The following is a 24,895-nucleotide window of genomic DNA, read 5'->3' as shown; positions in this document are numbered from 1 at the left end:
TTCAAACTTGAACTCCTTCGAGAACTTCCGTCTCACCATGTCCGATCTCCGTTGCCTTGGTCACGATCTTATCTTCGTGTCCACGAAACCGGCAGCAGGCCAGTCTGCCAGCGCCCTGGTCGGTTCCGCCAAGCTGCCGATCTTGCCAAACAGATCGCCCGGTTGAGCGGACCTCTATCAGGCGGTCCAGAAGACCTTTGTCGATGCTCATGCGTGGACCTCTTCTGCGAGCGGTTACCGCGTCAGCGCACAAAATTCAGGATAGTCCCATGCCCCGGAGTCTACGGGGATCGTGAGGATGATGATCATCCGCAATCCCACCGTGGGCGAAGGTCTGGCCGGGGTGATTCCCTTCGCCAAATCCGCGCAATATTCGTTTAGGGTGCTGCCGCTTTTCGTGGCGATCGGGTTTCTGGTGATGCAAGTAGGGATTGCCACATCCGCCTATGATGCCGCGCGCAAATGGGTGGGGCGGTCGCCCGGCGGGTTGGCCACAGCCACGATCTTTGCGAGCGTGGGCTTTGCCGTGGTATCGGAGGCCGCGACCGCCAGCACCGCCGTCTTCACGCGCATGGCCCCGGCCGAAATGGAAAAGCGTGGCTATGCCAGGGTCTTTTCTGCGGGCGACAGCACGCCGGTGGTTAAGCTGAACGCCAAGCAGGCACCGTGTGTGGCCCCTCCGATCATGGAAAAAATCGTTGCGCTCCGCAAATTTGGCCGCGGGCTGCTGGATACGGTGCAGACCACTGCCATGACCTTTATGGTGATTTGGGGTGCGCAACATGATGCCGTGCGGCCTGGCGCGGACTTGGTCGCAACGCGCCAGGTGGTGGGGTTTGAATCCGTATGAGCAGGGCATCGGGCCGATGCGCGACTTGCCCATTTGTGGCCTGTCAGGCCGCTGGCGGACCGCGCCGGCAGGGTATGTCCAGCGTTTGCCGCTTCGACACGCCTTTGCCCGACGGCATCGGGCACCATACGTTTCCCGTTGCCCCCACCGTTCGGGCATGTCGGTGTGCCAAGCCGCTGGAAAAGGGTGAATAATCTGTTCTGGCGGGCGGGCTTGGCGGGTGGCCGGTTCGGCGCCTTGATTCTGTTGAGTTTTTCGTTATAATCGCGCGCACCGCAGCCCACCTTGGGCTATTTCCTGCCATCACGGCAGTCGTTTTGGCCACGTTCTACCATTCTGTGGCCCGCCGCCTTGCCCGTCTTTCGGGCGCATCTTGCGGCACAAAATCAACAGGGCCGCCCTGTCCGCGTGGTGCGTGGGTGTGGTCATCACGATAGCGCCACGCGAACGAAAGGACTTACATGCGCAAGATTCTTGCATCGACGGGTTTTGCCCTTGGCGCTGCCCTGGCCACCCCGGCGCTGGCCGCCGAGGACTGCGGCAACATCACCATTGCCGAGATGAACTGGGCTTCGGCAGGTCTGGCAGCCTGGGTCGACAAGATCATTCTTGAGGAAGGCTATGGCTGCAAGGTGGAACTGGTCGCGGGCGATACCATGCCGACCTTCACCTCGATGAACGAGAAGGCCGAACCCGACATGGCCCCCGAAATGTGGGTCAATGCCGTCAAGGAGCCGCTGGATCAGGCGGTGGCGGAAGGGCGGCTGGTGATCGCCAGCCAGATCCTGACCGATGGCGGGGTCGAAGGCATCTGGATCCCCACCTGGCTGGCGCAGGAACATGGCATCACCACGCTGAAACAGGCGCTGGAGCGCCCCGATCTGTTCCCCGGCGCCGAGGACCCGGCGAAGGGGGCCTTCTTTGGTTGCCCGTCGGGCTGGGCCTGTCAGCACATCGCGCGCAACCAGTATCTGGGCGCGGGCGCGGACGACAAGGGCTTTGAACTGGTCGATCCGGGCTCTGCCGCGGGGCTGGATGGGTCGATCGCACGGGCCTTCAACCGCAACGAGGGCTGGTTCGGCTATTACTGGGCCCCGACCGCGATTCTTGGCAAATACGACATGACGCGGCTGGATCTTGAGGCTGAATTTGATCGCGAGCATTGGGACAATTGCATCGTGAGCGCCGATTGCCTTGACCCGAAGGTTACCGAATGGCCCACGTCGGATGTGTTCACCACCGTCACCAAGGAATTTGCCGACAAGGCGGGCGTCGCCATGGATTACGTCCAGACCCGCGCCTGGACCAATGACACGGTGAACAAGATGCTGTCGTGGATGGGGGATAACCAGGCCTCGAATGAGGATGGCGCCTATGAATTCCTGATGACGCATGAGGATCTGTGGACCCAGTGGGTTCCGGCCGATGTCGCCGAAAAGGTGAAGGCGGCGCTGTAAGGCGCGGCATGGCGTGATCGGGCGGGGGCGGCATCGCTTCCCCGCCCGTTTTCCATTCCACCGGCAGATAAGGACCCCTGCATGGACCTGTATGACTTTCCCGAAATGGGCCGCGGCGATCTGCGCGCCATGCGCCTTGCGATCGACGGCGCGTTCCGTGACTTTACCCGCGCCTATGGCGAGACGCTGGAAAACCTGTTCGACCCGATCCGCGCCCTTCTGGTGTTGATCGAAACCCTGATGATCAACAGCCCCTGGGTGGTTGTGCTTGCGGTCATCGCCGCGCTGATCTGGATCATGAGCCGCAGCTGGAAGATCGTCGCGGGCACGGTGCTGGCGATGCTGCTGATCGGCTATTTCGGCATGTGGGAAGACACGATGCGCACCATCGCCATGGTGGCGGTCTGCACGCTGGTTGCAATCGTTCTGGGCATTCCGATCGGTATCCTGATGGCGCGGTCTGACCGGCTGAACGCCTGGGTGACCCCGCTTCTGGACATGATGCAGACCATGCCCAGCTTTGTCTATCTGATCCCGGTGGTGATGATCTTTGGCCTGGGCAAGGTGCCGGGGGTGATTGCAGTGGTGATCTATGCGATCCCGCCGATCATCCGGCTGACGAACCTGGGCATCCGCCAGGTGCCCGCCGATGTGCTGGAGGCCGCCGAGGCCTTCGGGTCGGACGCCTGGCAAAAGCTGCGCAACGTGCAGCTGCCGCTTGCGCTGCCCACGATCATGGCGGGGGTGAACCAGACCATCATGATGAGCCTTGCGATGGTCGTCGTTGCCTCGATGATCGGGGTGCGGGGGCTGGGGCAGCCGGTGCTGCAGGCGATCAACAACCAGTATTTCACGCTGGGGGTGATGAACGGCCTGGCCATCGTCGCCATCGCCATCATCTTCGACCGCGCGACCCAGGCCTATGGCAAGCGCCTTCAGAAACATTCGGAGATTGGCCATGACTGACATGCAGGCCCAGACGCAGGCGGCACAGGCCGTCACCTCGCCCGGTCATGACATCGAGATCCGCGACCTTTACAAGATCTTCGGCCCCGAGGCCCATCGCCACATCGACGCCGTCAAGGCCGGCATGACGAAGGAAGAACTGAACAGCCGCTACAACCATGTTCTGGGGCTGCATAACATCAACCTGACCATCCCTTTCGGCAAGATCACCGTGATCATGGGGCTGTCGGGCTCGGGCAAATCGACGTTGATCCGGCACATCAACGGCCTGATTACCCCGACCGCGGGCGAGGTGATCCATGAGGGGCAGGATGTTGTGGCGATGACCCCCGCCCAGTTGCGCGACTTCCGACGCCGGAAAACCGCGATGGTGTTCCAGAAATTCGCGCTGCTGCCGCATCGCACGGTGCTGGAAAATACGATCTACGGCCTGTCGATCCAGGGCGTGGCGCGCGCCGCGGCCGAGGAAAAGGCCCGCTACTGGATCAACCGCGTGGGGCTTCAGGGCTTTGAGGATTACTATCCCAAACAGCTGTCGGGCGGCATGCAGCAGCGTGTTGGCCTGGCGCGCGCGCTGACCAATGATGCCGAGATCCTGCTGATGGATGAAGCGTTTTCCGCGCTTGACCCGCTGATCCGCGTCGACATGCAGTCGATCCTGCTGGAACTGCAGGAAGAGCTGCACAAGACGATCATCTTCATCACCCACGATCTGGATGAGGCGCTGCGGCTAGGCGACAAGATCGCCATCCTGCGCGATGGTGCGCTGGAACAGGTCGGCACCGGGCAGGACATCGTGCTGAACCCCGCCAATGACTACATCGCCAGCTTTGTGAAAGAGGTGAACCGCGGTCGCATCATCAAGGCCCGCACCATCGCCACCCCCGCCGCCGAGGGCGCGCCGCTGCCGGATTTTACCGTCCGCGCCCGGTCGGAACTGGATCTGGTTGCGCGGCGGATGATCAAGGCCGATGTCCGAACCGCACAGGTGCGCGAGGCCGATGGCACGCTGGTCGGCCTGATCGACCTGCCTGCGATTCTGGATGCGATGGTCAATCCGGCCACCGCCGCGAGCGACGATTGACCGCGCCCGATTCGGCCCCGGTAACGGGGTCTTCTGGCCCCTGAAGCCGCGCCCGCCCGGTGCGTAGGTGGCGTTGTCCTGAACGATCCGGACCGGGCAGAAAGCTGGCGCCGACAGTGGCGCCGGCCCATAAAAGCGGGGTGCAAAGCCGTTGCAGCGGCAAGATCAGCAGATGGCAGCGGCGCAGTGGGCTTGGGCTGTTGACCTTGGTCAAATGAATGCCACGACTTTCGAGCAAAATAAGAAAACATAGCATTTTCAATGGTATACGTATTTGTGTTGCGAATCCGCCCACCCCGGGCAGATTCGGTTGCGGGAAAATGGCGTCAAGCGCGAAGATCAGTTGCACGCCCCTTGGCGGGCTTGCTAGCGTCTGGGTGCGATTCACGTCGCCTTGGGGGACATGACGCATCTTTTTCGGCCTGTTCGGGCCTGAAGGCCCGATTGGATAAAAAAACGCCGGACTGCCCGGCGAAAAGGTGCGTTTTCAGAGAACCGGGTCCGAGCCGGTTTCTGGCGGAACTACGCCTCGTCTGCTTGCCAGGCGTTGTTTCTGGTGTCCTCATGCATGCTGCCGCCGCAAGGGCGGATCGGGGTCTATCCCGATCCGGCTGGTGTCCGTATGTCCAAGGCTGTGGTTTGCAGCTGGATGTAGGCATGATTGGACAAGAACATGACAGAAGAGACCTGGGGGCGGGTGCGTGATGAGCTGCTTAGAAGCGTTGGCAAGAACAACTTCACGACCTGGATCGAACCGCTCCAGCTGAACGGGGTCTCTGAGGGAATCGTTCGGTTCGATGCCCCGACGAAATTCATGCGCGATTGGGTATCGCGCAACTTTGCCGATCAGATCCGCCGTGAGTTGGAAAAAGCCGGCGTCCAGGTGGAACGGGTCGAGATCCGTGTTCCCGAAGCCGGCCGCGCGCCGCGCCCGTCGGTGGCCAAGCCCGCACAGCCGAAAAAGCCGGCCCGCCCCGCCGATGATGCCGAACTGCCCGGCGCGCCGCTTGATTCGCGTTTCACCTTTGACAGCTTTGTGGTCGGCAAGCCCAATGAGCTGGCCCATGCCGCCGCCCGCCGCGTGGCTGAAGGCGGCCCGGTCACCTTCAATCCGCTGTTTCTGTATGGCGGGGTGGGGCTGGGCAAGACGCACCTGATGCATGCGATCGCGCATGAACTGCAGCTTCGCCGCCCCGAACTGCGTGTGCTGTATCTGTCTGCGGAACAGTTCATGTATCGCTTTGTCCAGGCGCTGCGCGAACGTCAGATCATGGACTTCAAGGAGATGTTCCGGTCCGTCGACGTGTTGATGGTCGATGACGTGCAGTTCATTGCCGGCAAGGATTCGACGCAGGAAGAATTCTTCCATACGTTCAACGCGCTGGTCGATCAGCAAAAGCAGATCGTGATTTCCGCCGATCGCGCCCCCGGCGAGATCAAGGATCTTGAGGAACGCATCAAGTCGCGCCTGCAATGCGGTCTGGTCGTCGATCTGCACCCGACCGATTACGAATTGCGGCTGGGCATCCTGCAGACCAAGGCCGAGGCCTATCGCGGCCAGTATCCGGGGCTGAAACTGGCCGATGGTGTGCTGGAATTCCTTGCCCACCGCATCACCACCAACGTGCGTGTGCTGGAAGGCGCGCTGACACGTTTGTTCGCTTTTGCATCGCTTGTCGGGCGTGAAATCACGCTGGATCTGGCGCAGGAATGTCTGGTCGACATCCTGCGGGCTTCCGACCGCAAGGTCACGATCGAAGAGATTCAGCGCAAGGTGGCCGAGCATTACAATATCCGCCTTTCGGACATGATCGGCCCCAAGCGTCAGCGCACCATCGCCCGGCCGCGGCAGGTGGCGATGTTCCTGGCCAAGCAGATGACCACCCGCAGTCTGCCCGAGATCGGGCGGCGTTTCGGCGGGCGCGATCACACCACGATCATGCATGGCATCCGCAAGGTCGAAGAATTGCAGGGGGCCGACCGTCAGATGGCCGAGGATATCGACCTGCTGCGCCGTCTTCTGGAGACCTGAGTCTTGACGGTCGCCGGAAAGCGACCGAATGTCCTGAAAAATCTTGAGCCTGAGCGGAAAGCTGCTAGTTTTCCGCTCCCGGCAGCTTAGGGGATGGAAATGAAGATCAGCATCGAACGCGCGGCGCTTCTGAAGGCCGTGGCGCAGGCCCAATCGGTGGTGGAACGGCGCAACACGATCCCGATCCTTGCCAATGTGCTGATCGAGGCCGAGGGGGATATGGTGTCCTTCCGCGCCACCGATCTTGACATCGAGGTCGTAGACAAGACCCATGCGCAGGTCGAACGCGCGGGTGCGACGACCGTTTCGGCGGTGATGCTGCATGAAATCGTGCGGAAATTGCCCGATGGCGCGCTGATTTCGCTGTCCGATGATCCGGCCTCGGGGCGGCTTTCGGTGCAGGCAGGGCGGTCAAGCTTCAACCTGGCGACGCTGCCGCGCGAAGATTTCCCGGTGATGGCATCGTCTGAATACACCGCGAATTTCTCGGCCCCCGCCAAGGTGCTGCGGCGGCTGTTCGACAAGTCGAAATTCGCGATCTCGACCGAGGAAACCCGCTATTACCTGAACGGCGTTTACATGCATGTGGCGCAGGGTGAAGACGGGCCGGCGCTGCGCTGTGTTGCGACCGACGGGCATCGTCTGGCGCGAATCGATGCGCCCTTGCCCGACGGGGCGCAGGGCATGCCCGGTGTGATTGTGCCGCGCAAGACCGTGGGTGAATTGCGCAAGCTGCTGGATGATGATGAGGCGCAGATCGCCGTTTCCGTGTCCGAAACAAAGGTTCGCTTTGCCACGCCGGCGATCACGCTGACCTCAAAGGTGATCGACGGAACCTTCCCGGATTATTCCCGCGTCATCCCGATGGGCAATACCCGCCGCCTGGAGGTGGATGCATCGGAATTCGCCAAGGCCGTCGACCGTGTGGCGACGGTGTCCTCGGAACGGTCGCGCGCCGTGAAGCTTAGCCTGGATGAAGACAGGCTGGTCCTGTCTGTCAATGCGCCCGATGCGGGCGCCGCCGAGGAAGAGCTGGCCGTCGCCTATGGCGACGAGCGGCTGGAAATCGGTTTCAACGCGAAATACCTGCTTGAAATCGCAAGCCAGGTTGACCGTGAGAACGCGGTTTTCCTGTTCAACTCCTCTGGCGATCCGACGCTGATGCGCGAGGGTAACGATACCTCGGCGGTCTATGTCGTGATGCCGATGCGCGTGTGACGCGCCCCCGATCTTCGGGCGCTTGCGGAATGAAGGGGCGGCGATGCTGCGGCAACTGACCTTGTTGCAGTTTCGTTCGCATCGCCGGGCCGTTCTTGATTTCGACGACCGCCCCGTGGCGATCTACGGGCCCAACGGCGCGGGCAAGACCAATATTCTTGAAGCGGTTTCCCTGTTGTCGCCCGGGCGTGGGCTGCGCCGCGCGGGCGCCGAAGACATGATGCGTCGGCAAGAGGCCGTCGGCTGGAAAATCCACGCGGCGCTGGATGGGCATGAGGTGGAGACGTCGGCGCTGCCCGGACAGGCCCGCGCTGTGCTGATCGATGGTAAGCCTGCGGCACAGGTCGCGCTGGGGCGTTTGTTGCGGGTGGTCTGGCTGGTGCCAGCGATGGACCGGCTGTGGATCGAGGGGGCCGAGGGGCGGCGGCGGTTCCTGGACCGGATGACGATGTCCTTTGTCCCGTCGCATGCCGAAGCGGTTCTGGATTATGAAAAGGCCATGCGCGAACGTAACCGCCTGCTGAAGGATGGGGTGCGCGACGTGGCCTGGTATGGCGCGCTAGAGGCGCGGATGGCCGATGCCGGTATGCAGATTGCCGCCAATCGTGCGGCAGCGCTGGCCCGTGTCGTGGCGGCACAGCGGGGCGCCGACCCGGTTTTTCCCGCCGCGCGCCTGTCGATCGAAAATGCCGGGCCTGCGGATCTGGCTGCGGCCTTGGCCGCGGGGCGCAGCCGTGACATGGCGGCGGGCCGCACGCTGGAGGGACCGCACCGCGCGGATCTTGGCGCGGTCTATGCCGCAAAGGATGCCCCGGCCGCGCAATGTTCGACCGGCGAACAAAAGGCGCTGCTGATTTCTCTCATTCTGGCAAATGCCCGCGCCCTGGTCGGCGAAGATGTCGTGCTGTTGCTGGATGAGGTGGCCGCCCATCTGGACGCCGGGCGCCGGGCCGCGCTTTACGATGAAATCTGCGCGCTTGGGGCGCAGGTGCTGATGACGGGGACGGGGGCGGAACTGTTCGACGCCCTGGGCCCGCGCGGTCAGTATTTCGATGTGACTGAGACGGACGGTGTTTCGGCTGTTACTGAAAGGCCTGCGGCCCCCTAAATCTTGTGTCTTTGGCGTGACAATCCTCTGCCAAACCCCTATAAGACGGGGGCAAGAAACAGGACGGGCGGGCATGACCGAAGAAACCAGGAACCCGAGCGAATACGGCGCAGAATCTATCAAGGTTCTCAAGGGCCTGGAGGCTGTGCGCAAGCGGCCGGGCATGTATATCGGCGATACCGACGACGGGTCCGGTCTGCACCACATGGTCTATGAGGTCGTGGACAACGGCATCGATGAGGCTTTGGCGGGACATGCGGATTTTGTCCATGTGAAGATTCACGCCGACAGCAGCGTTTCGGTGCGCGACAACGGGCGCGGGATTCCGGTCGACATCCACCCCGAAGAAGGCGTTTCCGCCGCCGAGGTCATCATGACCCAGCTGCATGCGGGCGGCAAATTCGATCAGAACAGCTACAAGGTGTCGGGTGGTCTGCACGGCGTTGGCGTTTCGGTTGTGAACGCGCTGTCGGAATGGCTGGACCTGCGCATCTGGCGCAATGGCAAGGAACATTACGCGCGTTTCGAATTTGGCGAAACCGCCGTGCCGCTGAAGGTGGTGGGCGATGCTGCGCCGGGCGAAAAAGGGACCGAGGTGCGCTTTCTGGCCTCGGCCAAGACGAACCGGCCCGACGGCACCTTCTCGAACCTCGACTATAGCTTCAAGACGCTGGAAAACCGGCTACGCGAACTGGCCTTCCTGAACTCGGGCGTGAAGATCATCCTGGAAGATGAACGTCCCGTTGAGCCGCTACGCTCGGAACTGGTCTATGAGGGCGGGGTGCGCGAATTCGTGCGCTATCTGGACCGGTCCAAGACCTCGGTGATGCCCGAGCCGATCTTCATCACCGGCGATCGCGGTGGTATAGGCGTTGAGGTCGCGATGTGGTGGAATGACAGCTACCATGAAACCGTCCTGCCGTTTACCAACAATATTCCCCAGCGCGATGGCGGAACGCATCTTGCGGGCTTCCGCGGCGCGCTGACGCGCACGATCAACGCCTATGCGCAATCTTCCGGGATCGCGAAAAGGGAAAAGGTCGATTTCACCGGCGACGACGCACGCGAGGGGCTGACCTGTGTCCTGTCGGTCAAGGTGCCGGACCCGAAATTTTCCAGCCAGACCAAGGACAAGCTGGTGTCATCCGAGGTTCGTCCCGCGGTTGAGAACCTGGTAAGCGAAAAGCTGTCGGAATGGTTCGAGGAACATCCCGCCGAGGCCAAGCAGATCGTCGGCAAGATCATCGAGGCGGCCCTTGCGCGCGAAGCAGCGCGCAAGGCGCGCGAACTGACCCGGCGCAAGACCGCGATGGATGTCGCAAGCCTGCCCGGCAAGCTGGCCGACTGCCAGGAAAAAGACCCCGCGCTTTCCGAACTGTTCATCGTCGAGGGTGACTCGGCCGGCGGTTCCGCCAAGCAGGGGCGCGAGCGGAAGAACCAAGCGGTGTTGCCCCTGCGCGGCAAGATCCTGAACGTGGAACGCGCCCGGTTTGACCGGATGTTGGCCTCGGATATGATCGGCACGCTGATCACCGCGCTGGGCACGGGCATTGGCCGGGATGAATTCAATCTGGCCAAGCTGCGCTATCACAAGATCATCATCATGACCGATGCCGATGTGGACGGCGCGCATATCCGTACGCTTTTGCTGACCTTCTTCTTCCGGCAGATGCCCGAACTGATCGAGGCAGGGCATCTGTACATTGCGCAACCGCCGCTGTTCAAGGTCGCGCGCGGCAAGTCCGAGGTCTATCTGAAGGATCAGGCCGCGCTTGAGGATTTCCTTATTCATCAAGGGGTTGATGGTGCGATCCTGCGCCTGGGCAATGGCGAGGAGATCACCGGCGCAGATCTGGCCCGCGTGGTCGAAGAGGCGCGCGTCGTGCGCCGCATCCTGCAGGCCTTCCCGACGCATTATCCGCAGCGCATCCTGGAACAGGCGGCGATCGCCGGCGCGTTGGTTCAAGGCCGTGTTGATGCCGATGCGCAGGGTGTGGCCGATGTGGTCGCGCAGCGTCTGGATGTGATCGCGCTGGAATATGAACGCGGCTGGACGGGCCGTCCGACCCAGGATCACGGCTTGCGGTTCACCCGGTCGCTTCGCGGCGTCGAAGAGGCGCGGACGCTGGATGGCCCCGTGCTGCGATCAGGCGAGGCGCGGCGGCTGGCCAGCCACACCGAGGCATTGCAAGAGGTCTACGCGACCCCGGCCAAGCTGGTCCGCAAGGACCGGGAACAGATGATCCATGGTCCGCTGGAACTGCTTTCAGCCATCCTGCAAGAGGGCGAAAAGGGCCTGTCGCTGCAGCGCTATAAGGGGCTGGGCGAGATGAACCCCGAACAGCTTTGGGAAACCACGCTTGATCCGTCGGCGCGGACGTTGTTGCAGGTCCGGGTTGAGGATGTGGCCGAGGCCGAAGACCTGTTCACCAAGCTGATGGGCGATGTCGTCGAGCCGCGGCGCGAGTTCATCCAGCAAAACGCCCTGAGCGTCGAAAACCTGGATTTCTGACAGACAGCCCCGGGGTCGGGGTGTTTCGTGTCGGCGGGGCCATTGCCCCGCCGAACTATTCTGAAACAGGGTTACGGTTTCTAAACCGTCTTTGCCTAGCGTTGCCTGCAGCAAGAACTGCAGCAACCGGGCGAATCCCATGTTCAAGACGTTTATCCGCGTGTTTCTGGGCGGTCTGCCGGCGCTTTGGCTGGGTGTGCTTGGCGCGCCTTCCGCTGCCGCTGGGCCAGCCGACGCCGCCATCTGCGATGCCGTCGCCCAGCGCGCCGCCGAGCAGACCGGCGTTCCGGTTGATGTGCTGCTGGCGATTTCCCGAACCGAGACCGGTCGCAAGATCGGCGGGCAGGTCCAGCCGTGGCCCTGGACCGTGAATATGGAAGGGGCGGGCCATTGGTTCGATACCCTGGATGAGGCGCGCGCCTTCGTCTTCAAGGAATTCAAGCGCGGTGCCCGAAGCTTTGACGTGGGCTGCTTCCAGATCAATTACAAATGGCATGGGGAAGCGTTCTCATCCATCGATGAGATGTTCGAGCCGATGGCGAATGCGCTTTATGCAGCACGCTTTCTGGGTGATCTGTATCAGGAAATGGGAACCTGGCCCAAGGCGGCGGGCGCCTATCATTCGCGCACCCCAGAATATGCGCAGCGCTATACCGAACGTTTCAACCGCTTTCGCAATCAACTAACGGCGGCACCGCCGTTGCCGCCCGGTGCCACGGGCGCCCGACCGGACATTCCAGAGATCCCCGATATCGTCCTTGCCGCCCGCAATGACCAGGCCCCCGATCGGCCCTACCGGGAGAACCGTTATCCGTTTCTAAGGCGTCAGGGCACGCCGGCGCCGTCGCTTGGGGCAGCCTCTGGCGCAAGCCTGTTCGCGGCGGCCCTGCAGGAAAGGGGTGAATGATGCCCCGCCTGACGCTTGCCAATGTTTTTCAGCCTACCGTGCTTCTGTCCCTGGCGCTGATGGCCATCATCGTCATGATGGTGCTGCCGATGCCGGCCTGGGTCCTCGACATCGGGCTTGCGGTGTCATTCGCACTGGCCATTCTGATTTTCACGGTGACGTTGTTTGTTGAACGGCCACTTGATTTTTCGGCATTTCCGACTGTGCTGCTGGCAACGCTGATGTTGCGGCTTTCGCTGAATATCTCGTCAACGAAGCTGATCATCGGCCAGGGCCATACCGGCACCGGCGCCGCAGGCGAGGTGATTGAGGGGTTTGCAGATTTCATCATGGGCGGGTCGGTGCTGATCGGCCTTGTGGTGTTCTGTGTCATCATGATCGTGAATTTCATGGTCATCACGAAAGGCGCGGGGCGCATGGCCGAGGTTGGGGCCCGTTTCGCGCTGGATGCGATGCCCGGAAAGCAGCTTGCGATCGACAGCGACATGAACGCCGGCGCGATCAATCACGCCGAGGCGAAAGAGCGTCGCGAAAAAGAACAGGCAGAGACCACCTTTTTCGGATCGCTCGATGGCGCATCCAAATTCGTCAAGGGCGATGCCGTTGCGGGTTTGCTGATCACGCTTTTGAACATGGTGATGGGCCTGATCATCGGCACCGCCGTGCATGGCATGCCGATCGGCCGCGCCCTTGAAACCTATGCGATCCTGACGGTGGGGGACGGGCTTGTCAGCCAGATCCCTGCGGTCATCATCTCTGTTTCCTCCGCGATCCTTCTTTCCCGGGGGGGCACGAAGGGCGCGGTCGATCTGGACCTGTTCCGTCAATTGGGGAAGTATCCGCCCGCGCTTTATACCGTTGCCCTGCTGATGGCGCTGTTCGCGATCGTGCCCGGGCTTCCGTTTGTGCCGTTCATCGCCGGTGCGGCGGCACTGGCCGGGGCCGGGTTCGCGGTGCAGCGGGCCGAACTGCGCCGCCTTCGGCGCGACGCGATGCGTATGCAGCCGCCCGTCGATGCTGGTCCACGCCGAAAATCGCTTGGTGACGTGCTGGATGTCGATGACATTCACGTCGAATTCTCTCCGGATCTTGTGGCGATGGCGCTTGATCCGGCGACGGGGCTTGATGCGCGTATCGCCAACATGCGTAATCATGTGGCTGCGGGATATGGCCTAATTCTTCCCGAGATCCGCCTGACCGATGACGCGACCCTGCCGCCGGGTGGTTACCGCATCCGTATTCAGGGGGTCGAACAGGCAAAAGACAGGCTTTTCCCCGATTGCATCCTGGCGCTGGTAGCTGACAACGCCGATTTTTTGCCAAAAGGCGAAGACGTGCGGGAACCGGTCTATGGCGCACCGGCGCGCTGGATTCCCACCGCGATGCAGGAAGAGGCCGCCCTGACCGGGTCCACCGTCGTCGGGCCGACCGAAGTCCTGGCGACGCATCTTCTGGAGGTGATCAAGTCCAATTTCAGCCGGCTGCTGACACTGCGCGCCCTGCGCCGGCTGCTGGATGAAACCTGCAATCTTTCCGATCCGGAACGGGCTGCATCGAACCGGCGAATCCTGGATGAACTTATCCCCGAAAAGGTGCCGGTCGATCTGTTGCTGACTGTCCTGCGGCTGTTGCTTGAAGAACGTGTCTCCATCCGCAATCTGCTGCTGATCATCGAGGCGATCGCGGAAGGCCGCGGGCTATCGACCCCCGAAGCGATCTGCGAACACGTGCGCCAGCGTCTTGGATTTCAGCTGATCGCCGAGATGAAGCGCGAAGACGGCACGATTCCCCTGCTGCAACTGGCCCCGGAATGGGAAGATGTCTTCACCACCTATCAGTTGCCGGGCGAACGCGGTGGGCATGATGTTGCGCTGCCGCCCGACAAGTTCAACCGGTTGGTCAGCAACGTCTCGGAAAAGGTCGCCCGGGCGGCAGAAAACGGAACGTTCCCCGCGCTTGTCACCTCCAGCCGCCGCAGGCGTTTTTTGCGAACGGTTCTGGGCGCGCGTGGCATAACCGCCCCGGTTCTGAGCTTTGAGGAAATCGGGATCAACGCGCGTCCTGCCATGGTCGGGGTTGTTGCGGCATGATGCTGGACCTCAGCCCGATCCTTCTTTTGGGGCAAGGCTTTCTTGAAACTGGTTTCGTGATCTTCCTGCGGGTCGGCGGCCTGATGGCGGTACTTCCGGCCTTTGGTGAACAGTTCCTGTCTGCCCGGATCAAGCTTGTGCTGTCTTTTGCGTTCACGCTTGTCGTGGCGCCCGCGGTCGCGGCACCCGTCCAGGCGGTGGGTGGGGGGGCGATCATCCTTGGCGAGGCGTTGATCGGCCTCGCGCTGGGCGTCGGCATCCGGTTCTTCGTTCTGGCCCTTCAGGTGGCGGGAACGATCGCGGCGCAGGCCACGTCCCTTTCGCAACTGTTCGGCGGCACCTCCGGAGAGCCGCAGCCCGCCGTTGGCCATTTGCTGACCACGGCCGGACTGGCCTTGGCGGTCATGGCAGGGCTTCACGTTCAGGTCGCGGCGCTGATCATTGCGTCTTACGATGTGCTTCCGCCGGGGCAGTTGCCCGATGCCGAGGCGCTTCGGGCCTGGGGGGTCAGCGGCGTGACGCGTACGTTCGGCCTGGCTTTCTCGATCGCCGCCCCGTTCGTTCTTGCGGGGCTGGTTTACAATGTCGCGCTTGGCGTCATCAACCGGGCGATGCCGCAGCTGATGGTGTCCTTTGTGGGCGCGCCGGCGCTGACATTGGGCGGCCTTGCGTTGCTGGCCATCGCGGTGCCCAGCGGTCTTGTCCACTGGCACGCCAGCTTCACCACATTTCTGAACGACGCGTTCGGGGGGGCATGGTGAGCAACGAAGCGGCCGAAAAGGAACATGAACCAACCCAGCACAAGCTGGATGAGGCGCGAAAGAAGGGCGATCTTGTAAAGTCGGCGGATCTGACGGTCGCGGCCGTTTATGCGGGCTTTCTGATCGCGGCGATTGGCTTTGGGCAAGCCTCGTTGTCCGCCTTTGCCAATACCGCCGCTTATCTGCTGTCGCGCGCGGAGGGGGTGGCTGGCCGAACTGCCGCCATCGATTCGGCCATGCTTGGCGCCTGGGTTGGTGAACTGGCGGTATTCGCGGCGCCGTGGTTCTTGTTGCCAATGGGGGCTGCAGTGGCCGCGCTGATGGCGCAGCGCGCGGTTGTTTTTGCGCCAGACAAGCTTTTGCCCAAGCTCAACCGGATTGATCCGATCAAGAATGCCGGGCAGAAATTCGGGCGCAACGGACTGTTTGAATTCGCAAAAAGCTTCGTCAAACTTGTTCTGATCGCGGTGCTGCTGGGCAATTTCCTGATCAGTCGCATGCCGAGGATCCTGATCAGCCAGGGTTATGACCCGGGCATCGTCACGGCCGAGCTTGCGGCGCTGATCCAGGAATTCATGGTTCTTGTCGCGATGCTCGCCTTTGTTTTCGGGGCCATCGATTACTTCTGGCAACGCCTTGAGCACCTTCGCCGCAACCGGATGAGCCGGCAAGAGCTGGTCGATGAAATGAAGAATTCCGAGGGCGACCCGCATATGAAGGCGCAACGTCGCCAGCGTGGGATGGAAATTGCGACCAACAGCATGCTTGCCGATGTGCCGAAGGCGGATGTGGTCGTGGTGAACCCCACCCACTATGCTGTTGCGCTGAAATGGGAAAAGGGCAGCGGTCGTGCGCCCTATTGTGTTGCGAAAGGTGTGGATGAAATCGCGGCACGCATTCGCGAGACTGCGATGGAAAACGGTGTGCCGATCCATTCCGACCCGCCCACTGCACGCGCCCTTCACGCCACGATCGACATCGGCGACGAAATCCGGCCCGAGCATTACAAGGCAATTGCCGCAGCGATCCGGTTTGCGGAAAGAATGCGCCAGAAGGCGCGGGGCGGATGGACATGACGATTGACCGGACCAAGCTGGAACGGCTTCGCCAACTGGCCGATATGGAAAGTCAGGCGGCACTTGCACGGCTGGCCCAAGTGCGCCGTCGCGAAGCGGCGCTGAACAAGGCCCGTAGCGCGCTTGAACTGCAGGCCCGGCAGGCAAATGATCAGGCGCTTGGCGATCCGGCTATGGCCCCGGTTGCGCAGTTCTTTCACATTTGGACCGCGCGGCAGGCAGCCGCGCTAGAGACCGAAGCGGCGGACATCGCGCAAGAAGTCGCATTGCAGCGCCAATCTGCGGCACGCCTGTTCAGCCGGGCCGAGGTCCTGCGGGTCATCCGCAACCGGGCAGGTCCGCGCGGGCGTGCTTGACCCCAGGGGCCCGATGGTCAAACGTGCCAGACAAACCGCAGACCCGCCTTTAGAAGGAGCCCACCGTTGAACCTTCATGCCAAGCTTTTGCAGCGCCACAACGAGCGGCGCCCGATTCGTGTCGGGCTGATCGGGGCAGGAAAGTTCGGATCGATGTTCCTGTCGCAGGTGCGCCATACGCCGGGCATGCATCTGATGGGAATTGCGGATCTGTCCGCGCAGCGCGCCCATGACGCCCTGGTCCATACAGGATGGGATGTCACGTCGGTGCGGGCGGAATCATTCGCAGATGCCCTGGCGACTGGACGCACCTGCATCACCGACGATCCCGCCCAGCTGATCGAGGCGTCCGGCCTTGATGTGGTGATCGAAGCCACCGGAAATCCCGGCGCGGGGATCCGGCATGCGTTGCTGGCGGCGCGGCATGGCCGCCACATCGTCATGGTGAATGTCGAGGCGGATGTCCTGGCCGGGGCCTATCTTGTGCGTGAATTCGACCGCGCGGGTCTGGTCTATTCGATGGCCTATGGTGATCAGCCGGCGCTTGTCTGTGAATTGATAGACTGGGCGCGCACCTGCGGGTTTCGCGTGGTTGCCGCAGGGAAGGGCACGAAATACCTGCCGCAATATGCCAGCTCGACCCCGGATACGGTCTGGGATCACTATGGCCTTACCGCCGAAGAGGCCGCGCAAGGCGGGATGAACCCGCAGATGTTCAACTCATTCCTGGACGGTACCAAATCGGCGCTGGAGATGGCGGCGATTTCGAATGCCTCGGGGCTTCTGGCACCGCGCGGCGGGCTGTTGTTCCCGCCCGCCGGGACGCATGATCTGGCCGATGTGCTGAAACCCCGGGCGGCGGGGGGCGTTCTGGAAGAACCGGGCATGGTCGAGGTGGTTTCAAGCCTGGAACGGGATGGGCGTCAGGTAGTCGGTGATTTGCGCTGGGGGGTCTATGTCACCTTTGAGGCCGCCGAAGATGGGGGACCTGGTGCGGATTATGTGCGCCGTTGTTTCCGCGAGTACCAGGTGATGACCGACCGATCCGGCCGATATGCGACCTTGTTCCGCCCGACCCATCTGATCGGTCTGGAACTGGGTATCAGCGTCGCCAATGCCGCCTTGCGGGGCGAGCCGACGGGGCGCACCAATGGCTTTGTCTCGGACGTTGTGGCCGTGGCCAAGCGCGACCTTTCGGCGGGGGAGATGCTGGATGGCGAAGGGGGCTTTACGGTCTGGGGTCGGCTTGCCCGGGCCGAGGATTCGCTGGCCGGTGGCGGGCTGCCGATCGGGCTTGCCCATGGCATGCGGCTGCGGCGTGCGGTGGGTGCGGGGCAGATGCTGTCCTGGCAGGACGTCGACGCCCCCGAGACCGAGCCGGTGCGGGTGCGCCGGGCGATGGAGGCGCTGTTTCATCCTGCCTGAAGGGCCGCAGCGCATTCCGTCGCGGGCGATGCATTGATTTCCGCTTTGGGCGCGCCGATATAGGTGCAGCTTTCAGGAGAGTCGGATGGACAGCCCCAAGATCGAACGGCACAAAAGGCGTTCTCCGTCCTCGGCCCTGCTTCGGGTTATCCGCGAACGGGATCGCACCGCCACGACGACCTTGGGGGGCCTGCTGGCCAGCCTGGGCGACAGGTCGTTCGGCTGGGCGCTTTTGCTGTTTTCGCTGGTGAATCTGCTACCACTGCCGCTGGGCTCAACGCTGGTGACGGCACTTCCGCTGTTGCTGTTGTCGGCGCAGCTGGCGATGGGCTATCCCTATCTGCGGCTTCCGCGGTTTCTGGCGCAGCGCCGGATTGATGATGCCGCGCTGCGACGCACGGTCATACGGTTGCGCCCGATATCGCGCCCGGTGGAACGGCTGGTGCGGCCGCGGATGATCTGGCTGTTTCACGGCCGAAATGAGCGGCTTTTGGGTCTGGCGCTGTTCGTTATCGCCTTTACCTTGTTCCTTCCCATCCCGCTAAGCGGTTGGTTCCCGGCCATTTCACTGCTGGTCAGCGGTTTCGGCCTGATTGAACGCGATGGGTTGATATCGGCCCTTGGTCTTGTTCTGGGGGCCGTTTCGGTGCTGGTCACGCTGGCGGTGGTCATGACCGTGTCGGCGGGCGCGCGCGCCGTGATCGGCTAAGGGGCCGGATCAGGCGCGCGGTCCATTTCTGCTTGCCGATCCGGGATCAGACCCCGGCGGCGATGATCGCACGGGCGAGGATCGGAACCGTCGTGGCGTTCAGCCCCGCGATGTTCAGCCGCGAATCGCCGACCATGTAGATGGCATTGTCCACGCGCATCTTTTCCACCTGCTCGGGGCTTGCCCCCAGACGCGAAAACATCCCGCGGTGGCGCGCGATGAAATCGAAGCGGTCGGAATTCGACAGCTGCCGCAGTTCCGCCGCCAGCTGTTCGCGCAAGCCCAGCATGCCGGTGCGCACCTCTTCCAGCTCGGTTTCCCATTCCTTGCGCAGCGCCGGATCGGTCAGCACCATGGTCACCAGGCGCGCGCCGTGGTCGGGCGCGAATGAATAGTTCTGGCGGTTCAGATAGGCCAGCGTGCCTTGCGTCGTGTCGCGGGCCGAGGCATCGGTCAGCACCAGAAGGATGCCGGTGCGTTCGCGGTAGATGCCGAAATTCTTGGAGCAAGAGGCCGCGATCATCACCTCGGGCAGGCGCTGCGCCATCAGGCGGGTGCCGGCGGCATCGGCCTCAAGCCCGTCGCCAAAGCCCTGATAGGCCAAGTCGATCATCGGCACCGCGCCCTTGGCTTCCAGCAGGTCGGCCACGGCGGACCACTGATCCAGCGTCAGGTTCGCCCCGGTCGGGTTGTGGCAGCAGCCGTGCAGCAGCACGACATCGCCCGCCTTCACCTCTTGCAGATCCTGCATCATCGCATCGAAGCTGACCGAGCGGGTGGCCGCGTCGAAATAGCGGTAGAGTTTGTAATCCTGTTTCATGAAAGCCAGGATCGACAGGTGGTTCGGCCAGGTCGGGTCGGAAACCCAGATCGTGCAGCCGGGGCTGGCCATGCGCGCCAGCTCAAAGCCCTGACGGCAGGCGCCGGTGCCGCCCACGGTGGCCAGCGCCGAAAGCCGGTCCTTCGGATAGCCCGCGCCCAGCACCATTTCGGCCATCGCGGCATGATAATCGGCCTCGCCGGCCAGCGCGGTATAGGTCTTGGTGGTTTCAGTTTCCCACAGTTTCTTTTCCGCGGTCTTGATCGCGCGCATCACCGGGGTATGGCCGTTCGCGTCCTTGTAGACGCCCACGCCCAGGTCGATCTTGTCGGCCCGGCTGTCGGCCTTGAACTGCCCCATCAGCGCCAGGATCTTGTCCGGCGCCTGCGGTTTGAGGGTGTTGAACATCATTTCTCTCCGGTTGCGATGCGCAGGTCGTTATACATGCCCCATTCCGCCCAGGACCCGTCATAGACGGAGTGGTTGCGGTGCCCGATCCGTTCCAGCGCCAGCGCGATCATCGTCGCCGAAACGCCTGACCCGCAGCTGCAGATCGCCGGTTTCGCCAGATCGACGCCCTTGTCGGCGAACAGGGCGCGCAGATCCTCGGGGGATTTCATCGTGCCATCGCCGTTCAGCAGGCTGGACCAGGGAATGTTCTTCGCCCCCGGGATGTGGCCTTGGCGCAGGCCGGGGCGGGGTTCAGGTTCGGCCCCGGTAAAGCGACCGGCGGGGCGGGCATCCAGGATTTCGTGATCGCCCAGCTTCGAGGCATGGGCCACCTGGGTCACATCCTTCACCAGTGCTGCGTTGCGCTGCACCGTGATGTGGCGATCGCGCACGATCGGGGGCATGTCTTCGACCGGGCGCCCCTCGGCCAGCCATTTCGGCATGCCACCATCCAGCACGGCGATGTCGGTCTTGCCCATCAGGCGGAAGGTCCACCAGACGCGCGGTGCGGAAAAGATGCCGTGCTGGTCATAAACCACCACCTGATGCCCGTCGCCCACGCCCATCGCGCGCATCCGGCTGATGAATTTTTCCACCGGCGGCGCCATATGCGGCAGGGCCGAGCGGTTGTCGGAAATGTCGTCGATGTCGAAAAAACGGGCGCCCGGGATATGGGCCGCGGAATAGCCGGCCTTTGCATCGATGCCCATCGCCGGCAGGAACCACGAACCATCCAGCACCCGCAGGTCGGGGTCTTTCAGATGCGCTTCCAGCCAATCGGTGGAAACCAGGGTTTTGGGATCGTCCACGGCCATCTTGCGCCCTCCGTTCAACGGATTTTCCTTAGCCGGGAAGGCGCAATCGGGCAAGGCCGGAAGGGGCGGGATCAGCCGCCCTGCTTCAAAAGGCGCTGCTTTTGGCGGTTCCAGTCGCGCTTGGCCTCGGTTTCGCGTTTGTCGGCAAGCTTCTTGCCTTTGGCGATGCCGATCTTGAGCTTCACCCGGCCCTTTTCGTTGAAATACATGCTGAGCGGCACAAGCGTCATGCCTTCGCGCCCGGTGGCGTTCCACAGGCGGGACAGTTCCTTCTTGGACACCAGAAGCTTGCGTTTGCGCCGTTCCTCATGGCCGAAAACGCCCGCCTCCTTGTAGGCGGCGATATAGGCGTTGATCAGCCACAGCTCACCCTCTTCGACCGAGGCATAGCTTTCGGCGATGTTCGACTGGCCCGTCCGCAGCGATTTCACCTCGGAACCGGTCAGCACGATGCCCGCCTCAAGGTCATCCTCGATGGCGTAATGATAGCGTGCCTGCCGATTTTCGGCGATCAGCCTGGAATTGGGATCGGATTTCTTGACCATGATCGCACCGAGATAATGGCGATGCGCCGATCTGTCCAGATCCGGGCGCCGCTGCAGCGCCGCCCGGGAAGATATTACTTGGGCAGGATCACGGCGTCGATCACGTGGATCACGCCATTGGTCGCCTCGAGATCCGCGGCGGTGACGGTGGCGCCATTCACGCGCACGCCGTTGCGACCATCGACATGCACGGTCTGGCCCTGAACGGTGGCCACATTGGCGCGCTTGCCCGCCAGCTGGTCGGAGGTGATCTTGCCGGGCACCACGTGATAGGTCAGCACCTTGACCAGCTGATCCTTGTTTTCGGGCTTCAGCAGGTTGTCGACCGTGCCCGCAGGCAGGGCGGCAAAGGCCGCGTTGGTGGGGGCAAAGACGGTGAAGGGGCCGTCGCCCTTCAGCGTGTCAACCAGGCTCGCCGCCGACACGGCCGCGACCAGCGTCGAGAAATCGGGGTTGGAGGACGCGACATCGACGATGTCTGGTTGCGTGTTCATCGGCGCGCAGGCCGCCAGCGTCAGCGCGACCGCGCCGCCGGCGAGGCCCATCATCAGGCTGCGTCTTTTCATGGCTGTCTCCTCGATTCGTGGACTGGGAAAGAAAAGGGCGGGGTCGTTGCCCCGCCCTGTCGGGCCTTACATCGGCGGCAGGATCACGGCGTCGATCACATGGATCACACCGTTTGACGCCTCGATATCGGCGGTGGTGACGTTGGCCGCGTCCACCTTGACGCCGCCTTCGGTCATGATGGTCACTTCGGCGCCCTGCACGGTGGCGGCCTTCATGCCGTTGCTCAGGTCACCCGACATCACTTTGCCCGGGACGACGTGATAGGTCAGCACCGCGGTCAGCTTGTCCTTGTTTTCCGGCTTCAGCAGGTCTTCGACGGTGCCGGCGGGCAGCGCGGCAAAGGCGTCATCGGTGGGTGCGAAAACTGTGAAAGGGCCTTCGCCCTTCAGCGTGTCAACCAGGCCCGCGGCCTGCACGGCGGCGACAAGCGTGGTGAAGCTGCCCGCCGCAACGGCGGTGTCCACAATGTCCTTGGAATGGTTGTCCGCCAGCGCGGGGGCGGCCAGGAAGGTCGAGGCGGCGAAGGCGAGGAAGGTTCTGCGGATCATGACGTTTCTCCCTAGAAATCTGCGATGCCGTTGTTTCGGCAACGTGGGAAAAACGTGGCACCACCCGTGCCGGATCATGAAAAAACCCTAATCCCTTGGCCTTGAAAAATGATGGCGCCGGACCAAGCCCGGCGCCACGCAGATTTCCAATCAGGTTTTTGTGATCGAAACGTCGCGATCCAGCCTCAATCTTCCAGCATCAGGGCTTCGGCGATGATGCGCGACAGCAGATCTTCGACCTGATCCATCGGCCCTTCGGGATAGTCGCGGAAGCCCACCGCGACCGTGCCGGGCCGGCCGGGCGTTTCATAGACAAAGATGCCATAGGGGCAGAACTGGACAAGCGCGGGATCGGTTTCCATCACCGCGCGCGAGACGCTGGCCGAACAGAAGGAAAAGATTTGCGCGCCGGTGAAGATTGTCTTGCTGGCGCCGACATCGGCCTTGGTGCGTTCCAGCATGTCGCCGACATGGCTGGTATGGTCGATGACCAGACCTTGCCCGATGATCGCGTTTTCAACCGCGAAGGTGACATTTTCGAAACTGTCCTCGATTTCCCAGACGTGAATGTCCTGGGCCTGTGCGGCCCCGCCCATGGAAAGGGCGGCCATCAGGCAGGTGGTCCAAAATTTCCTCATCTGTCACTCCTCAACATCCGGCCGGCTGCCCCGGCGCCCCGATGGGGACAGTCTGGCGACAAAATCGCGCGGGGCAAAGGGCTAACGCCGCGCGAATTTCAAGCTATTGTGACAAGATGGCCGGGGCCGCCGCGCTACTTATGGCCAAACTGGTGTAGGAGAGTGTGATGCGCTTGCGTGATCTGAAGCAACCGAAGTGGTCCGAGGTGACGCCGAAGGCCGTCTTTCTGAACCGTCGTGCGTTGATTGCGGCGGCGGGTGGGGCGGTGCTTGCCGGGGCCTTGCCGGGCAGGGCGGTGGCGAAGGTCGCGGCCAAGCCGTCGGCCTTTTCGACAGATGCGGCGCCCAACACCTATGAGGAAATCACCACCTACAACAATTTCTACGAATTCGGCTGGGACAAGTCCGACCCACGCCGTAACGCGCATCTGATGAAGACCGACCCCTGGTCGATCCGGATCGATGGCCTGGTGGACCGCCCCGGCACCTATGGGCTTGAGGATATTCTGGCCCCGGTCACGCTTGAGGAACGGATCTATCGGTTCCGCTGTGTCGAGGCTTGGGGCATGGTGATCCCGTGGATCGGGTTCGAACTGTCGTCGCTGCTGGACCGCGTGGGTGTGCAACCGGGCGCGAAATATGTGGCCTTTGAAACGCTTTTGCGCCCCGAAGAAATGCCCGGCCAACGTAGCGGCGGGATCGATTGGCCCTATCGTGAGGGGCTGCGCCTGGATGAGGCGATGCATCCGCTGACGATTCTGGCGACAGGTCTTTATGGAGAAGAGCTGCCGAACCAGAACGGTGCGCCGATCCGTCTGGTGGTCCCGTGGAAATATGGCTTCAAGTCGATCAAGTCGATCGTGCGCATTTCCCTGACCGATCAAGAGCCAGTGACCACCTGGAAAAGCCTCCAGCCGACCGAATATGGCTTCTATGCCAATGTGAACCCGACCGTGGACCACCCGCGATGGAGCCAGGCCACCGAACGGCGCATCGGCGCGGGGATCTTTGCGGCCCGTGAACCGACATTGATGTTCAACGGTTATGGCGATCATGTCGCCGGGCTTTATGCAGGCATGGATCTGGCGACGTTCTATTAATGTGGACGGCCCGTCTGAATGACGCCCTGCGCCGGCTGCGCCCCTCCGTGCTGTATCTGGCGGGCCTGCTGCCTCTGGCCTGGATTGTCTGGCTGGGGATTGTCGACGGTCTTGGTGTCGATCCAGTGAAAGAGATCGAACATCGGCTGGGCAAGATTGCCCTGTGGTTTCTGGCCGGCGGGCTTGTTGTTACGCCGCTGCGCCGGTTCGCCGGGGTGAACCTGATCCGCTTTCGCCGGGCGCTGGGGCTTTTGGCGTTCTTTTATGTGGTTCTGCATCTGGCGGCGTGGGCGTTTCTGGATATGGGCATGTTGTGGGGGCAGGTTGCCGCCGATCTGGTCAAGCGGCCTTATCTGATTCTGGGGCTTGGCAGCTTCGTTCTGCTGTTGCCCCTGGCCATGACGTCGAACGATCGCGCGGTGCGATGGCTGCGCGGCAACTGGCGGCGGCTGCACTGGCTGGTCTACCCGGCCACGCTGCTCGGGGTGGTGCATTATCTGTGGCAGATGAAGGTCGTCACGCCGGAAGGTTGGCTGTGGCTGGGGGCGATTCTGGTGCTGTTGGCGACTCGGCTGCGGCCTTCGCGGTGGTTTTTCGGGAATCGTCACCGGTCGACGAACGCGCGCTGGAAACTTCCTTTCGGCCAAGGGGGTGATTTGCGAAACAATCTTCCCAGGAGGTCGATGCGGTCTGGTGGTGCGACAAAAAAATGACTGCGAAAAACTCAATAAAACAACGGGTTCAGCGTGTTTGATCTGACTGTGGGCAAATTTTTCGCTGAAAACCCTCTTGCGTGTGTTTGTTGTTCTCCGTAGATACCGCTTCACCGAAGCAGCGAAGGTTGTGACGGGGCGCCTGAGG

24 protein-coding genes are annotated in these 24,895 nt (G+C 62.5%); 17 read left to right on the top strand and 7 right to left on the bottom strand.

Features of this window, described 5'->3' with window-relative positions; translation table 11 throughout:
* The first annotated feature begins 322 nt into the window (after window positions 1-322).
* The 4 genes from MXB90_RS15760 to MXB90_RS15745 all read left to right on the top strand — a co-directional run bounded on the left by MXB90_RS15760 (window position 323) and on the right by MXB90_RS15745 (window position 4,357).
* Entirely contained in the window at window positions 323-850 is a 528-nt protein-coding gene (locus tag MXB90_RS15760) for a TRAP transporter large permease subunit (RefSeq protein WP_250046384.1), read from the top strand.
* Between the two features lie 461 nt (window positions 851-1,311).
* Window positions 1,312-2,307 carry an ABC transporter substrate-binding protein gene (locus MXB90_RS15755; RefSeq protein ID WP_250046383.1) on the top strand — a complete coding sequence of 332 codons (996 nt, stop codon included), beginning with the start codon at window positions 1,312-1,314 and terminating at the stop codon, window positions 2,305-2,307.
* Window positions 2,308-2,388: 81 nt separating this feature from the next.
* Window positions 2,389-3,273 (top strand): ABC transporter permease, encoded by an 885-nt coding sequence (locus MXB90_RS15750; RefSeq protein WP_250046382.1) that lies wholly within the window; start codon window positions 2,389-2,391, stop codon window positions 3,271-3,273.
* Entirely contained in the window at window positions 3,266-4,357 is a 1,092-nt protein-coding gene (locus MXB90_RS15745) for a quaternary amine ABC transporter ATP-binding protein (protein WP_250046381.1), read from the top strand. Before MXB90_RS15750 ends, MXB90_RS15745 begins: the two co-directional genes overlap by 8 nt.
* Here MXB90_RS15745 and MXB90_RS15740 read toward each other — a convergent pair.
* Complete coding sequence (locus MXB90_RS15740) at window positions 4,326-4,706, bottom strand: hypothetical protein (RefSeq protein WP_250046380.1); 381 nt, start codon at window positions 4,704-4,706, stop codon at window positions 4,326-4,328. The genes MXB90_RS15745 and MXB90_RS15740 overlap by 32 nt on opposite strands.
* 324 nt (window positions 4,707-5,030) lie before the next feature.
* Between MXB90_RS15740 and dnaA the strand changes: the two genes are divergently transcribed.
* The 11 genes from dnaA to MXB90_RS15685 all read left to right on the top strand — a co-directional run bounded on the left by dnaA (window position 5,031) and on the right by MXB90_RS15685 (window position 18,551).
* Window positions 5,031-6,389: a chromosomal replication initiator protein DnaA gene (gene dnaA / locus MXB90_RS15735; RefSeq protein ID WP_250046379.1), complete on the top strand. Its 1,359-nt coding sequence runs from the start codon at window positions 5,031-5,033 to the stop codon at window positions 6,387-6,389.
* Window positions 6,390-6,488: 99 nt separating this feature from the next.
* Window positions 6,489-7,607: a DNA polymerase III subunit beta gene (gene dnaN / locus MXB90_RS15730; RefSeq protein ID WP_250046378.1), complete on the top strand. Its 1,119-nt coding sequence runs from the start codon at window positions 6,489-6,491 to the stop codon at window positions 7,605-7,607.
* Between the two features lie 43 nt (window positions 7,608-7,650).
* Window positions 7,651-8,715, top strand: a complete 1,065-nt coding sequence (recF, locus tag MXB90_RS15725; protein WP_250046377.1) for a DNA replication/repair protein RecF — start codon at window positions 7,651-7,653, stop codon at window positions 8,713-8,715.
* Between the two features lie 73 nt (window positions 8,716-8,788).
* Window positions 8,789-11,227 carry a DNA topoisomerase (ATP-hydrolyzing) subunit B gene (gyrB, locus tag MXB90_RS15720; RefSeq protein WP_250046376.1) on the top strand — a complete coding sequence of 813 codons (2,439 nt, stop codon included), beginning with the start codon at window positions 8,789-8,791 and terminating at the stop codon, window positions 11,225-11,227.
* 139 nt (window positions 11,228-11,366) lie between these two features.
* On the top strand, window positions 11,367-12,134 hold the full coding sequence (locus MXB90_RS15715; protein WP_250046375.1) for a transglycosylase SLT domain-containing protein: 768 nt from the start codon (window positions 11,367-11,369) through the stop codon (window positions 12,132-12,134).
* The gene (gene flhA, locus MXB90_RS15710) at window positions 12,134-14,224 is read left to right on the top strand and encodes a flagellar biosynthesis protein FlhA (protein WP_250046374.1); all 2,091 of its coding nucleotides are present in this window, start codon (window positions 12,134-12,136) and stop codon (window positions 14,222-14,224) included. The genes MXB90_RS15715 and flhA overlap by 1 nt, the downstream gene beginning before the upstream one ends.
* On the top strand, window positions 14,221-14,985 hold the full coding sequence (locus tag MXB90_RS15705) for a flagellar biosynthetic protein FliR (protein WP_250046373.1): 765 nt from the start codon (window positions 14,221-14,223) through the stop codon (window positions 14,983-14,985). The genes flhA and MXB90_RS15705 overlap by 4 nt, the downstream gene beginning before the upstream one ends.
* Window positions 14,979-16,061 carry an EscU/YscU/HrcU family type III secretion system export apparatus switch protein gene (locus MXB90_RS15700; protein WP_250046372.1) on the top strand — a complete coding sequence of 361 codons (1,083 nt, stop codon included), beginning with the start codon at window positions 14,979-14,981 and terminating at the stop codon, window positions 16,059-16,061. Before MXB90_RS15705 ends, MXB90_RS15700 begins: the two co-directional genes overlap by 7 nt.
* On the top strand, window positions 16,052-16,417 hold the full coding sequence (locus tag MXB90_RS15695; protein ID WP_250046371.1) for a hypothetical protein: 366 nt from the start codon (window positions 16,052-16,054) through the stop codon (window positions 16,415-16,417). Before MXB90_RS15700 ends, MXB90_RS15695 begins: the two co-directional genes overlap by 10 nt.
* 66 nt (window positions 16,418-16,483) lie before the next feature.
* Entirely contained in the window at window positions 16,484-17,842 is a 1,359-nt protein-coding gene (locus MXB90_RS15690) for an NAD(P)H-dependent oxidoreductase (protein WP_250046370.1), read from the top strand.
* An 85-nt stretch (window positions 17,843-17,927) separates the two neighbouring features.
* Entirely contained in the window at window positions 17,928-18,551 is a 624-nt protein-coding gene (locus tag MXB90_RS15685) for an exopolysaccharide biosynthesis protein (RefSeq protein WP_250046369.1), read from the top strand.
* Window positions 18,552-18,597: 46 nt separating this feature from the next.
* On the opposite strand, the gene MXB90_RS15680 is transcribed toward MXB90_RS15685, so the two are convergent.
* The 6 genes from MXB90_RS15680 to MXB90_RS15655 all read right to left on the bottom strand — a co-directional run bounded on the left by MXB90_RS15680 (window position 18,598) and on the right by MXB90_RS15655 (window position 22,934).
* Complete coding sequence (locus tag MXB90_RS15680) at window positions 18,598-19,779, bottom strand: amino acid aminotransferase (RefSeq protein ID WP_250046368.1); 1,182 nt, start codon at window positions 19,777-19,779, stop codon at window positions 18,598-18,600.
* Window positions 19,779-20,636 (bottom strand): 3-mercaptopyruvate sulfurtransferase, encoded by an 858-nt coding sequence (sseA, locus tag MXB90_RS15675; protein WP_250046367.1) that lies wholly within the window; start codon window positions 20,634-20,636, stop codon window positions 19,779-19,781. Before sseA ends, MXB90_RS15680 begins: the two co-directional genes overlap by 1 nt.
* A gap of 71 nt (window positions 20,637-20,707) precedes the next feature.
* Window positions 20,708-21,181, bottom strand: a complete 474-nt coding sequence (gene smpB / locus MXB90_RS15670) for an SsrA-binding protein SmpB (RefSeq protein ID WP_250046366.1) — start codon at window positions 21,179-21,181, stop codon at window positions 20,708-20,710.
* Window positions 21,182-21,255: 74 nt separating this feature from the next.
* Window positions 21,256-21,747 (bottom strand): fasciclin domain-containing protein, encoded by a 492-nt coding sequence (locus MXB90_RS15665; RefSeq protein ID WP_250046365.1) that lies wholly within the window; start codon window positions 21,745-21,747, stop codon window positions 21,256-21,258.
* Between the two features lie 66 nt (window positions 21,748-21,813).
* The gene (locus MXB90_RS15660; protein ID WP_250046364.1) at window positions 21,814-22,296 is read right to left on the bottom strand and encodes a fasciclin domain-containing protein; all 483 of its coding nucleotides are present in this window, start codon (window positions 22,294-22,296) and stop codon (window positions 21,814-21,816) included.
* 185 nt (window positions 22,297-22,481) lie between these two features.
* Window positions 22,482-22,934: a DUF302 domain-containing protein gene (locus tag MXB90_RS15655; protein ID WP_250046363.1), complete on the bottom strand. Its 453-nt coding sequence runs from the start codon at window positions 22,932-22,934 to the stop codon at window positions 22,482-22,484.
* 182 nt (window positions 22,935-23,116) lie between these two features.
* Here MXB90_RS15655 and msrP point away from each other — a divergent pair, with 182 nt between their 5' ends.
* Window positions 23,117-24,034 carry a protein-methionine-sulfoxide reductase catalytic subunit MsrP gene (msrP, locus tag MXB90_RS15650; protein ID WP_462982316.1) on the top strand — a complete coding sequence of 306 codons (918 nt, stop codon included), beginning with the start codon at window positions 23,117-23,119 and terminating at the stop codon, window positions 24,032-24,034.
* Window positions 24,035-24,081: 47 nt separating this feature from the next.
* Complete coding sequence (gene msrQ / locus MXB90_RS15645) at window positions 24,082-24,747, top strand: protein-methionine-sulfoxide reductase heme-binding subunit MsrQ (RefSeq protein WP_349665920.1); 666 nt, start codon at window positions 24,082-24,084, stop codon at window positions 24,745-24,747.
* The last annotated feature ends 148 nt before the right edge of the window (window positions 24,748-24,895 follow it).

Origin of the sequence: Phaeovulum molybdatiresistens, assembly GCF_023544865.1 — a bacterium.
Lineage (GTDB): Bacteria > Pseudomonadota > Alphaproteobacteria > Rhodobacterales > Rhodobacteraceae > Pontitalea.
The sequence above is the reverse complement of the archived record's forward strand: the minus strand, read 5'-3'. Positions and strand labels throughout refer to the sequence as shown.

Bases quoted from the DNA above. Each gene is read 5' to 3' on its own strand.
- MXB90_RS15745 (WP_250046381.1), top strand. From the start codon at position 3,266: ATGACTGACATGCAGGCCCAGACGCAGGCGGCACAGGCCGTCACCTCG.
- MXB90_RS15660 (WP_250046364.1), bottom strand. From the start codon at position 22,296: ATGATCCGCAGAACCTTCCTCGCCTTCGCCGCCTCGACCTTCCTGGCC.
- gyrB (WP_250046376.1), top strand. From the start codon at position 8,789: ATGACCGAAGAAACCAGGAACCCGAGCGAATACGGCGCAGAATCTATC.
- MXB90_RS15685 (WP_250046369.1), top strand. From the start codon at position 17,928: ATGGACAGCCCCAAGATCGAACGGCACAAAAGGCGTTCTCCGTCCTCG.
- MXB90_RS15700 (WP_250046372.1), top strand. From the start codon at position 14,979: ATGGTGAGCAACGAAGCGGCCGAAAAGGAACATGAACCAACCCAGCAC.
- MXB90_RS15680 (WP_250046368.1), bottom strand. From the start codon at position 19,779: ATGTTCAACACCCTCAAACCGCAGGCGCCGGACAAGATCCTGGCGCTG.
- dnaN (WP_250046378.1), top strand. From the start codon at position 6,489: ATGAAGATCAGCATCGAACGCGCGGCGCTTCTGAAGGCCGTGGCGCAG.
- smpB (WP_250046366.1), bottom strand. From the start codon at position 21,181: ATGGTCAAGAAATCCGATCCCAATTCCAGGCTGATCGCCGAAAATCGG.
- MXB90_RS15750 (WP_250046382.1), top strand. From the start codon at position 2,389: ATGGACCTGTATGACTTTCCCGAAATGGGCCGCGGCGATCTGCGCGCC.
- dnaA (WP_250046379.1), top strand. From the start codon at position 5,031: ATGACAGAAGAGACCTGGGGGCGGGTGCGTGATGAGCTGCTTAGAAGC.
- MXB90_RS15755 (WP_250046383.1), top strand. From the start codon at position 1,312: ATGCGCAAGATTCTTGCATCGACGGGTTTTGCCCTTGGCGCTGCCCTG.
- flhA (WP_250046374.1), top strand. From the start codon at position 12,134: ATGCCCCGCCTGACGCTTGCCAATGTTTTTCAGCCTACCGTGCTTCTG.
- sseA (WP_250046367.1), bottom strand. From the start codon at position 20,636: ATGGCCGTGGACGATCCCAAAACCCTGGTTTCCACCGATTGGCTGGAA.
- MXB90_RS15665 (WP_250046365.1), bottom strand. From the start codon at position 21,747: ATGAAAAGACGCAGCCTGATGATGGGCCTCGCCGGCGGCGCGGTCGCG.
- MXB90_RS15695 (WP_250046371.1), top strand. From the start codon at position 16,052: ATGGACATGACGATTGACCGGACCAAGCTGGAACGGCTTCGCCAACTG.
- MXB90_RS15715 (WP_250046375.1), top strand. From the start codon at position 11,367: ATGTTCAAGACGTTTATCCGCGTGTTTCTGGGCGGTCTGCCGGCGCTT.
- MXB90_RS15655 (WP_250046363.1), bottom strand. From the start codon at position 22,934: ATGAGGAAATTTTGGACCACCTGCCTGATGGCCGCCCTTTCCATGGGC.
- recF (WP_250046377.1), top strand. From the start codon at position 7,651: ATGCTGCGGCAACTGACCTTGTTGCAGTTTCGTTCGCATCGCCGGGCC.
- MXB90_RS15705 (WP_250046373.1), top strand. From the start codon at position 14,221: ATGATGCTGGACCTCAGCCCGATCCTTCTTTTGGGGCAAGGCTTTCTT.